The sequence below is a fragment of the Micrococcus sp. LASM2_SD2 genome (assembly GCF_057364565.1).
Genome location: NZ_JBNFOB010000090.1, coordinates 1 through 8227, shown reverse-complemented (window position 1 = coordinate 8227; position 8227 = coordinate 1). Strand labels below are relative to the sequence as shown.

Below are 8227 nucleotides of genomic sequence, written 5' to 3'. Positions count from 1 at the left end.
CTCCACCCGGGGCCCAGCGGCCCGTGGCGCTTCGCCCCCTGGAGGGAGCTTGGCCCAACCCCGCGTGCCCCGGCAAAACTCCCGTGGGAGGTGCGCGTGCCGCCCTTCGGGGTGGCGCAGTGTGTGCCGGGGCCGAGGCACACCCGCGGCACCCCGCCGAACGTGCTAGAGACCGATGCGGTGACCTGGCTGTCCCTGGCCACCGGGTTGATGGACTGGGAGCAGGCCCGTCAGGCCGGGAAGCTGTCCGTCTCCGGGGTGCGTGCCGACGTGTCCGACCACCTGCCGCTGGTGCGGCCGTGACGCTGGTGCGGCCGTGACGCTGGTGCGGCCGTGACGCTGGTGCGGCCGTGAGCTGAGGGCACTGAGCCGGCGGCCTTCAGCCGGGGGCGTCGGTGCCGGTTCGAGGCCTGGACCGCCCGCATCCCCTGTACCTGGACGCCCGGTCCGTGGCCAGGCCCTCGCTCCATCCCACGGCGAATACCAGAAGGACAGTGCCCTCCGCCATCCTTCTTTCGTCGCCCCTGGCTCGGTCCGAATGGCCGTGGTGACTCCACCGGGCATCCTCAAGGCCGGTGTCAAGCGCTTCGGCGGTTCAGGCGGGGGGGAGCCTGAGAGCACTTGCACCCCTGCAGGCACGCCCTCTCACGGGCCCTCGAGTCAGAAGGCACACGAGCATGAAGCGAGTGCACTCCGCCCTCGGCGCGGTCACCCTGGCCCTGGCGATCGCGGCATCGGTCTGCGGCGCGGACACCGTTCGCCCCGACCCGACCGCGACAGCCCGTCTGGACCGGGACCGCGGCCAGATCATCCTGCCCATCGACGAGTATCTGAGCGACGACGCCACGGAGACCACCATGACCCGTGCTCGACTGGCGATCATGCGCTCCTGTCTCCGGTTCAAGGGGCACAACGGCACGAAGCCGCCCCAGAGCGATGACCACACGGAACTCGAGGACCGTCGCTACGGGCTCTGGCTCCCGGAGCGGGCCCGCACGCACGGCTTCGACGTCCCCGGGCCGAAGCCCGTTGCCGCGGAGACGCCGACCCCGCCCGGGGGCTGGAGCGACGAAGACGATCCGGCGTTCAATGCCGCCTACGACGAGTGCGTGCCCGAGGTCATGGACCAGATGGAGGCGGTCTCCTCCCCCATGACGCCGACGGGCAGCGGTTCTGCCGTGCCGATCATGCTGCAGGCCTGGGCGAAGGCCCGGCAGTCTCCGGAATGGGCGGCGGCCCGAGACGACTGGTCACGTTGCCTCACCGACGCCGGCCTCACCCCGGTCGGCGAGGACGACGGCTGGACCAGCCGCGAGGGCCTGGCGCTTCCTGCACCGGGCTCTCCCGCGGGCCGGACCGACCAGGCCGAACGCGAGGAGATCCGCATCGCCGTGATCGAGGCGGAGTGCAATGACCGGACCGACCTCACCCAGCGTCTCGGAGACATCGAAGCCGGCTACCAGGCTGCCCTGATCAAGGGCAACGAGGCCGCCCTCGCGGAGGAGAAGCTTGTGACGGCAGAGCGCCTCGAGGCTGCTCGCGCGTACCTCGCAGAGCACCCGTGAGCGCAGCGCCTCCGGGCGCCTCCGCCGGCCGGCGCGGCGCTGTGCGGGCGACCCCGACGCCGGCCCCACACCGCGGCCTGCGACGTCCTCGATCCTCGTTAGACTGGCCTGCATGACCCCCACTGACGGCCACAGCCCTGCCCGGTCGACCTATGCCATGCGGCGTGCTCCGCGTCTCGGCGTCTTCCTGGCCCTCGGCGTGCTGGTGGGGGCGATCGTGGGCGGCGTGGTGGCCGCCCTCGTGCACAGCGGGGACGTCCCGCCGGCTGATCCGTTCACGGGCGTGCCGCTGGAGTTCGGCTCCACCATGGGCATCGCGGTGATCGTGTTCGGCCTGCTCGGCGCCCTGCTCGCCTCCCTCGTCTGGCTCCTGATGGACCGCCGTTCCCGCAAGACCACCGCCACCTATGTGCTCGAGTCCACGGACGACCCCGCCGCCGCAGACGTGCGCCTGCACCGTGGCGAAGTCGCCGAGTACCGCGAGCGCTGGGGCACCTCCTCCTCCACCGCCGACGCCGAGTCCGCAGCCCGCTCGGACGGCCTTCAGGACGCGGCCCCGGCCACCCGAAAGGACACCGCGCAGTGAGCCACACCTCCCTGCCCACCCCCCGCACCCGGCGCGGCGACGGCCTGCTGACCGCCGCCCTCGACCCCCAGGACCAGGGCCCGCAGGACCACTGCGGCGTCTTCGGCGTGTGGGCGCCGGGCGAGGAGGTCGCGAAGCTGGCCTACTACGGCCTGTACGCCCTGCAGCACCGCGGCCAGGAGTCCGCCGGCATTGCCGTCTCCAACGGCAAGCGTCTGGCGGTGTACAAGGACATGGGCCTGGTCTCCCAGGTGTTCGACGAGTCCACACTGAACTCCCTCACCGGCCACCTCGCCGTCGGCCACTGCCGGTACTCCACCACCGGCGCCAACAAGTGGGCCAACGCGCAGCCGACCCTCGGCTCCACCGCAGCCGGCGACAGCGTGGCCCTGGCCCACAACGGCAACCTCGTGAACTCCGCCGAGCTCTACCGCCGCGTCCAGAAGATGCCGGAGCGCCTGCGCTCGGGCGAGCTGAAGCAGGGCAACACCACGGACACCGCCCTGGTGACCTCTCTGCTGCACGGCGAGGAGGGCCGCAGCCTCGAGGACACCGCCATGGACCTGCTGCCCACCATCCGTGGCGCCTTCTGCTTCGTGTTCATGGACGAGCACACCCTGTACGCCGCCCGTGACGCGCAGGGCGTGCGCCCGCTGGTGCTGGGCCGCCTGCAGCGCGGCTGGGTGGTCGCCTCCGAGCAGTCGGCGCTGGCCACCGTGGGTGCCTCCTTCATCCGCGAGGTCGAGCCCGGCGAGTTCATCGCGATCGACGAAGACGGCATCCGCTCCCGCCGCTTCACCGAGTCCAAGCCCGCCGGCTGCGTGTTCGAGTACGTCTATCTGGCCCGCCCGGACGCCGCCATCAACGGCCGCTCCGTGTACGAGTCCCGTGTGGAGATGGGCCGCCAGCTGGCCAAGGAGCAGCCGGTGGAGGCGGACATCGTCATCCCGGTCCCCGAGTCCGGCACCCCCGCCGCCGTCGGCTACGCCGAGGGCTCCGGCATCCCGTTCGGTCAGGGCTTCGTGAAGAACGCCTACGTGGGCCGCACCTTCATCCAGCCCTCGGACACCCTCCGCCAGCTCGGCCTGCGGCTGAAGCTCAACGTGCAGCAGCACGTGGTGGCCGGCAAGCGCGTTGTGGTGGTGGACGACTCGATCGTCCGCGGCAACACCCAGCGCGCCATCGTCCGCATGCTCCGCGAGGCCGGCGCCGCCGAGGTGCACGTGAAGATCTCCTCCCCGCCCGTGAAGTGGCCGTGCTTCTACGGCATCGACTTCGCCACCCGTGCCGAGCTCATCGCCAACGGGGCCGTCGAGGAGGAGATCGCCGCCTCCATCGGCGCGGACACCCTCGCCTACATCAGCGAGCAGGGAATGATCACCGCCACCGAGCAGGACCGGACGACCCTCTGCACCGCCTGCTTCACCGGGCAGTACCCCATCGACCTGCCGGACGAGTCCGAGCGGGGCAAGGCCCTGCTCGAGACCCCCGGGAAGGCGAGCGGACAGGCGGAGGCCGGCGCCGCCGTCGTGAAGACCGGGTGCGAGCCCGGACCGGACGCCGAACTGGAGCCCATGACCACCGAGACGGACAGGACCGCGCAGTGACCGAGCAGACTCCCGGGACCGAGCAGCACACCGAGCAGGCCGACGCCCCCCTCACCTACGCCGCCGCCGGCGTGGACGTGGAGGCCGGCGACCGTGCCGTGGAGCTGATGAAGGACGCCGTGAAGGCGACCCACACCGCCGAGGTCCTCGGCGGCGTCGGCGGGTTCGCCGGCATGTGGGACGCCTCCGCGCTGACCGGCTACCGCAGGCCGCTGCTGGCCACCTCCACGGACGGCGTGGGGACCAAGGTGGCGATCGCGCAGGCCATGGACAAGCACGACACCATCGGCCAGGACCTGGTCGGCATGGTCGTGGACGACATCGTGGTGGTCGGCGCGAAGCCGCTGTTCATGACCGACTACATCGCCTGCGGCAAGGTGGTCCCCGAGCGCATCGCGGACATCGTGCGCGGCGTGGCCGAGGGCTGCCGCCTGGCCGGCACCGCTCTGGTGGGCGGCGAGACCGCCGAGCACCCGGGCCTGCTGGGCGTGGACGAGTACGACGTCGCCGGCGCCGCCACCGGCGTGGTCGAAGCGGACATGGTCCTCGGCGCCGAGCGCGTGCACTCCGGCGACGTGGTGATCGGCATGTCCTCCTCCGGCATCCACTCCAACGGCTACTCCCTGGTCCGCCGCGTGGTGAACTCCGCCGGGTGGAACCTGGACCGCCACGTGGACGAGCTCGGCCGCACCCTCGGCGAGGAGCTGCTCGAGCCCACCCGCATCTACACCGGCGCCTGCCTCGAGCTGGTGCAGGCGCTGAACGGGACCGACGGCGGCGAGGACCTGCCCGTCCGCGGCTTCTCCCACGTGACCGGCGGCGGCCTGGCCGCGAACCTGGCGCGCGTGCTGCCGCAGGGCCTGATGGCCACCGTGGACCGCGGCACCTGGTCCCTGCCGGCGATCTTCCGCCTGGTGGCGGACCTGGGCCGCGTGCCGCAGGCGGACCTGGAGCGCACCCTGAACCTCGGCGTCGGCATGGTGGCCGTGGTGGCCCCGGAGACCGCGGAGAAGGCGATCACCCAGCTGTCCGGCGCCGGCATGGACGCCTGGACCATGGGCACCGTCGGCGAGGTCACCGATGAGGCGGCCGGCGCCGGCGAGGACTTCGTCCAGGGCGCCAAGGGCGTGGACGGCGGCGCGGTGCTGATGACCGGCCGCTACGCCGACTGACGCGCCCCGCCTGGCGTTTTCGTTCGGGAAAGCGTCGAGTCCCGAACGGAAACGTCAGGGGGTCAGAGCTGCTCGTCCAGCCAGGTCAGGGCCTCGGCCACGGGGGCACGCCAGCGCCACTGCGCCTTGGGGTCCGCGCGGTGGGGCCGAGGTTCACCAGCCCCACCGGCAGGCCCCGGCGCTCGGCCAGCAGCACGAACTTGAACCCGCTCATCACGGCCAGCGAGGACCCGACGGCCAGCACGGCCCTGGCGTCCTCCAGCATCGCCTCGGCGGCGGCGCGGCGCTCACGCGGGATGTTCTCCCCGAAGTACACGACGTCCGGTTTCAGCTCCACGGAGCCGCACCGCAGGCAGCCGACCATGCGGAACTGCCGCACCCAGCGGTCGTCCAGGGTGACGTCGCCGTCCGGGTTCACGGCGTCCGGATCCACGGACACGGCCTCCAGGTAGCCGGGGTTCGCCTCCTCCAGGCGGGCGTCCATGCCGCGTCGGTCCTCGAGGGCCCCGCAGGACAGGCAGGCCACGCGCGCCAGGTCCCCATGCAGGGGGATCAGCTTCTCCTCCGGCAATCCGACCTCCGTGCCGGCGGCGGCATGCAGCCCGTCCACGTTCTGGGTGACGATGCCGGCGGTGAGCCCGCGGGCGGTCCACTCCCCCAGGATCCGGTGCGCGATGTTCGGCTTCGCCTCGTCCATCTGCCGCCAGCCCACGTAGGAGCGTGCCCAGTACCGGTGGCGCGCTTCGGGGTCGCCGGAGAACTCCTGGTAGGTCATCGGCCGGTGGCGACGCAGGGACCCTGCGGGTCCGCGGTAGTCCGGGATGCCCGAGTCCGTGGAGACGCCGGCACCGGTGAGGATCAGCGGCCGATGATCGCGCAGCAACGCCAGAAGACCCCGGGAGGCTTCCCCAGGGTCCTGCGGCGGTGCGGTCTCATCGACCACCCGGGCGATCGAGCGCAGTGCGGCCCGGTGCCCGTCGAGTGCGGGATGCACGGAGGACATCAGCGAACGTCGTCGCTGTCCTCGCCATCCTCGTCCGCGTACAGGTCCGCGTAGGGATCCTCGTACTCCATCTCATCCGAGTCAGCGTGCTGCCGCTTGCCGGCAAGCTCTCGCTCCAGTGCGGAGAGGTCTGTCCCGGGCGAGAAGTACTTCATCTCTCGCGCCTGCTTCGTGGCCTTCGCCTTCTGACGGCCGCGCCCCATGAGCGTGACCCCCTTCGCATCTCTCTGCCCTCGGGACTGATGGCACTACAGGGGCCCGCCGAGGTTCTCACTGGTCAAAATGGTTCGTGCGGACCAGGGTATCAGGAACGGCCCCCTCCTGTGGCCCGTCAGCCATGGGCGGACGGCCACGTTCGGCGCCGCCTTCCCTCCGGAAGGTGCGGGGCCGTCGTCGTGCTCCACACGCTCCTGTCCGCTGCGCCGAACCAGCGAGTTCGGCTGCTTCGTGCGGCGCCGAAGCGACCCCTTCCTCTGGCTCGGCGAGCTTGAGTGGCCCCCAGCGCTGAACCAGAGAGATCGGCCGCTTCACGGCCCCGGGAAGTGACCACTTCCTCTGGCTCGACGCGTTCCCGCCGCGGTGCTCAGATCCAGCCCTCCTCCCAGGCGCGCTGGGCGGCCTCCTGGCGGGTGCGGACGCCGAGCTTGGCCATGGCGTTGGAGAGGTGGTTCCGCACCGTCCCCGGCGCCAGGTGCAACGCCTGGGCGATCTCCTCCACCCGGTGCGCCGTCCGGCCCACGCGCAGCACGTCCAGCTCCCTCTCGGTCAGGGGCGACTGCTCCCCGGTCAACGCCGTGGCCGCGATCTCTGGATCCACGTACCGCCTGCCCGCGGCCACCTGCCGGAGCACGTCGGCGAGCTCCTCGGCGGGCATGGACTTCGGCACGAACCCGGACACCTTCTCCGCCAGCGCACGCCGCAGGACGCCGGGCCGGGCATGACGGGTGAAGATCACCACCTTGGTGGGCACCGAGCGCAGGATCTGCTGCGCGGCCTCCACGCCGTCCAGGCCGGGCATCTCGAGGTCCAGCAGGCAGACGTCCGGGCGCAGCCGGCGGGCTGCGGCCACGGCGGCGGTGCCGTCCGAGACGCCGGGCAGCACCTCGAGGTCCTCCTCGAGGGTCAGCAGCGCCTCCACGGCACCGCGGATGAGGACCTCGTCGTCGGCGACGAGCACACGGATCGGGGCGGTCATGCGGTCTCCTGGTCGGCGGAGCGGGGGACGGTGAGCGTGAGGGTGAACGTCTCGCCCTCCTGAGCGGTGCTGAGGGTACCGCCAGCGGCCTCGGCGCGTTCGGCCAGGGCCGTCAGCCCGGTCCCTCCACGGCGGCCTCCGGCCGCGCTTCCCGACGACGGCCGCTCGCCCTGCTCGGGTCGGCTCGCCTCGGTCGTCGGGTCGGCTCAGGGGTGCCGGCGGCGGAGGAGTCCAGGGCCGGGGAGCCCGTGACGGGAAGGGAGAGGCGCGGAGCCGGGGCGCCGTCGTTGCGGACGACGAGGCGGACGGCGGTCGGCCCGATGCCGGTGAGCTCGAGACGGGCGTGTCCGGCGGAGGCGTGGCGCAGGATGTTCGTGGTGGCCTCGCGGGCGGCCAGGCCGACCAGTCTGCCGGCGGCCGGGCCGAGAGGCCCGAGGTCCGGATCCACGTGGACCTCGGCGGCGGTGCCGGCGGCCGTGAGGACATCCCGGGCGTTGGCCAGCTCGCGTTCGGCGGACACCTCCCGCAGGTCACGTACGAGGGCCCGGGTCTCGGCGAGGGCCTCGCGGGCCTGCTCGCGGACCTCGTGCACCTGTGCTCCGGCGTCCTCGGCACGGCCCTTGGTCAGCAGCCGTTCGGCCAGCTCCGCCTTCAGGGAGATGACCTGCAGGTGGTGGCCCTGGACGTCGTGGAGATCCGCCGCGAAGCGCAGCCGCTCTCGGGCCACCGCGAGCTCGGCGGCCTGGCCACGGGCGTGGTCCAGACGCTGCATCAGGCGCCAGAACCAGACGGTCGGGATGATCATGCCGGCCGTCAGTGCGCCCCAGACGAGGAAGCCCGGCCCGGTGTCCTGAGGGCCCTGCGGGTCCTGAAAGACCGCGGCCGCGCCGAGGACCAGCGTGACGGCCCCGCCGAGGAGCAGGGCCCGGCGGGCGCGCGGCGGCGGCAGCAGCTGGAGAGCACCAGCTAGTCGAGAGCCACAGGGACAGCGCCCACCAGGTGCCCAGCCGGTGCAGCCCGAACAGCGGGAGCACGGCGGCGGCGAGCGCCGGCGGGACGGTGGGCCCGAACAGCCACAGCAGGTCGGTCCCGCCCCCGG

The 8227-nt window shown here is 72.5% G+C and carries 9 protein-coding genes; 5 read left to right on the top strand and 4 right to left on the bottom strand.

Annotated elements, in window-relative coordinates:
- The 5 genes from AC2W7A_RS06495 to purM all read left to right on the top strand — a co-directional run.
- On the top strand, positions 1–303 hold a 303-nt coding region (locus AC2W7A_RS06495; RefSeq protein ID WP_485990641.1), incomplete at its 5' end, for a sterol carrier family protein.
- A 374-nt stretch (positions 304–677) separates the two neighbouring features.
- The gene (locus AC2W7A_RS06490) at positions 678–1565 is read left to right on the top strand and encodes a hypothetical protein (RefSeq protein WP_485990640.1); all 888 of its coding nucleotides are present in this window, start codon (positions 678–680) and stop codon (positions 1563–1565) included.
- A gap of 112 nt (positions 1566–1677) precedes the next feature.
- The gene (locus AC2W7A_RS06485) at positions 1678–2151 is read left to right on the top strand and encodes a hypothetical protein (protein WP_485990639.1); all 474 of its coding nucleotides are present in this window, start codon (positions 1678–1680) and stop codon (positions 2149–2151) included.
- On the top strand, positions 2148–3758 hold the full coding sequence (purF, locus tag AC2W7A_RS06480; RefSeq protein ID WP_485990638.1) for an amidophosphoribosyltransferase: 1611 nt from the start codon (positions 2148–2150) through the stop codon (positions 3756–3758). The genes AC2W7A_RS06485 and purF overlap by 4 nt, the downstream gene beginning before the upstream one ends.
- A complete protein-coding gene (gene purM / locus AC2W7A_RS06475; RefSeq protein ID WP_485990637.1) occupies positions 3755–4930 on the top strand; it encodes a phosphoribosylformylglycinamidine cyclo-ligase in 1176 nt (391 codons plus the stop codon). The genes purF and purM overlap by 4 nt, the downstream gene beginning before the upstream one ends.
- Before the next feature lie 85 nt (positions 4931–5015).
- Here purM and AC2W7A_RS06470 read toward each other — a convergent pair whose 3' ends face one another.
- The 4 genes from AC2W7A_RS06470 to AC2W7A_RS06455 all read right to left on the bottom strand — a co-directional run bounded on the left by AC2W7A_RS06470 (position 5016) and on the right by AC2W7A_RS06455 (position 7933).
- The gene (locus AC2W7A_RS06470) at positions 5016–5933 is read right to left on the bottom strand and encodes a Sir2 family NAD-dependent protein deacetylase (protein WP_485990636.1); all 918 of its coding nucleotides are present in this window, start codon (positions 5931–5933) and stop codon (positions 5016–5018) included.
- On the bottom strand, positions 5933–6136 hold the full coding sequence (locus tag AC2W7A_RS06465; protein WP_485990635.1) for a DUF3073 domain-containing protein: 204 nt from the start codon (positions 6134–6136) through the stop codon (positions 5933–5935). The genes AC2W7A_RS06470 and AC2W7A_RS06465 overlap by 1 nt, the downstream gene beginning before the upstream one ends.
- A 380-nt stretch (positions 6137–6516) precedes the next feature.
- Positions 6517–7128, bottom strand: a complete 612-nt coding sequence (locus tag AC2W7A_RS06460) for a response regulator transcription factor (RefSeq protein ID WP_485990634.1) — start codon at positions 7126–7128, stop codon at positions 6517–6519.
- A gap of 112 nt (positions 7129–7240) precedes the next feature.
- On the bottom strand, positions 7241–7933 hold the full coding sequence (locus tag AC2W7A_RS06455) for a sensor histidine kinase (protein ID WP_485990633.1): 693 nt from the start codon (positions 7931–7933) through the stop codon (positions 7241–7243).
- Positions 7934–8227: the final 294 nt, after the last annotated feature.